The organism is Pseudaquabacterium terrae (assembly GCF_013266755.1).
In the GTDB taxonomy this organism is placed as follows: domain Bacteria; phylum Pseudomonadota; class Gammaproteobacteria; order Burkholderiales; family Burkholderiaceae_C; genus Pseudaquabacterium; species Pseudaquabacterium terrae.
Window position 1 is genome coordinate 1 of the sequence record NZ_JABRWJ010000047.1, and the last position, 1,667, is coordinate 1,667.

Here is a 1,667-nt window from a genome sequence, read left to right on the forward strand (position 1 = left end):
CAGCGGAGCGCCAGGGCCGCGAGGCACATGATATGCCTGGGTGCCTCGCGGCCCTGGCGCGTAGCTGGTGGACGTCGCGTTGACCGAAGGGTTAGGCCTCGGCCGCGTGGCGACCGTGAACACAGCGAGCACCTGAAGGGCGGCTGGCCGAGCGATGAAGATGCCAGGGACGACAGATGCCCTCTTGGTCTGATGCAGGGCATTGACGCGCCTGATGCCAGAGCCATGCGGTGTGTTCTGGTCTTGTTGCCCTTGGAGCGCAGGACTTTCGAACCGCCGCGGCTCCTTCTTGGTTCTTCGACGTGCTCAGGCCTTGCGCCAACCGTACAGCCCGATGCAGGCTTTGGTTCGGCTTTCATTGCCAGAGGCCGACATGCACAGACTCGTGTTCGGCTGTTCCTCCGGTGGTCGATGCGATGACGGCCGAGTGCATGCGGTGCTTCTGACAGCGCTACGAGCCGCGGTGAACGTGCTCACCCGAGGCCTAACGTTTGAGGTAACGCGCCCGTGCCGGCAGGACGCTTGGGGCGCGAGGCACATGATAGACCTGGGTGCCTCGCGCCCCAAGGGGCCTGCTGGTACGGGTCGCGTTGACCGAAGGGTTAGGCGTCACTCGGCCTAGAAGACGTGGATTTCTTGAAGCACGAGGGCGGTACCACCGGACCTGCGCCTTACGATGAACGTGGCAGTAAGGTCTGACCACTCACCATTTAGGGGGAGGTCATGCTCGATACGCGCGATGGTGCCGTTTGAATCAGAGATTCGATCGATCTCTGCCCTTGGAGGGCCACCGCGTGCGTCTTGCGGCAACGTTACCGAGAACTGAGTACCGCTTGAATGTGGCGCTGGGAACCCGTACCCCTCAACCACGCGACGCAGCAGATCTGGTGACCACGCGTAGTACGGATCATGTTCTGTGAACGCGAATGCCTCGTCATACTGACCCTTGGCGAGCAAACACAGCCATTCATGGACTTCGGAACGAAGTTGCTCGTCCGAAGGTGACGGTGGTAGAGGCATGTCCGTGACGCCTAACGTTTGAGGTAACGCGCGGCCGCCAGCGGAGCGCCAGGGCCGCGAGGCAGATGATATGTCTGGGTGCCTCGCGGCCCTGGCGCGTAGCTGGTGGACGTCGCGTTGACCGAAGGGTTAGGCCTCACGCGTGCTCAGGGCAATGGTGTGCTGCCCGCTCTGACAGCGCTGAGATGCGCCTTGACTCCGACCGCGTTGTGCAGCGGCGGATCACATGCGAAGTTCACTATTCCTTCAACGGCCTCCTCGAGGCGGGCATGGTGCAGTTCGTCGACAGGTAGAAGGTGATATGTCCCGTTGCCGACCGTGAACAGGCCTGGCTTGTTGGGCGCAGTGAAGATGGGTTCGAGGGGTGCTCCGTCTTCGGACCAGAACCGCCAGACTCCTGCTTCTACATCGAGTCCTTCGCAGGCAGCCACTGCTGCGGCCTCGCTGGGAAAGACGAGGAGGGTTCGTTCTTCGGTTTCAGCGACGAAGATCATCTTTGCTGTGCGAGGAGCAAGCTCGCCTGTGAGGCCTAACGTTTGAGGTAACGCGCGGCCGCCAGCGGAGCGCCAGGGCCGCGAGGCGCATGATATGCCTGGGTGCCTCGCGGCCCTGGTGCGTAGCTGGAGGACGTCGCGTTGACCGAAGGG

1 protein-coding gene is annotated in these 1,667 nt (G+C 62.6%); it reads right to left on the minus strand.

Annotated features, from left to right (window positions below):
• Positions 1-1,166: 1,166 nt before the first annotated feature.
• Positions 1,167-1,514, minus strand: coding sequence for a hypothetical protein (locus tag HLB44_RS36625; RefSeq protein WP_173135792.1), 348 nt, complete (start codon positions 1,512-1,514; stop codon positions 1,167-1,169).
• Positions 1,515-1,667 lie beyond the last annotated feature (153 nt).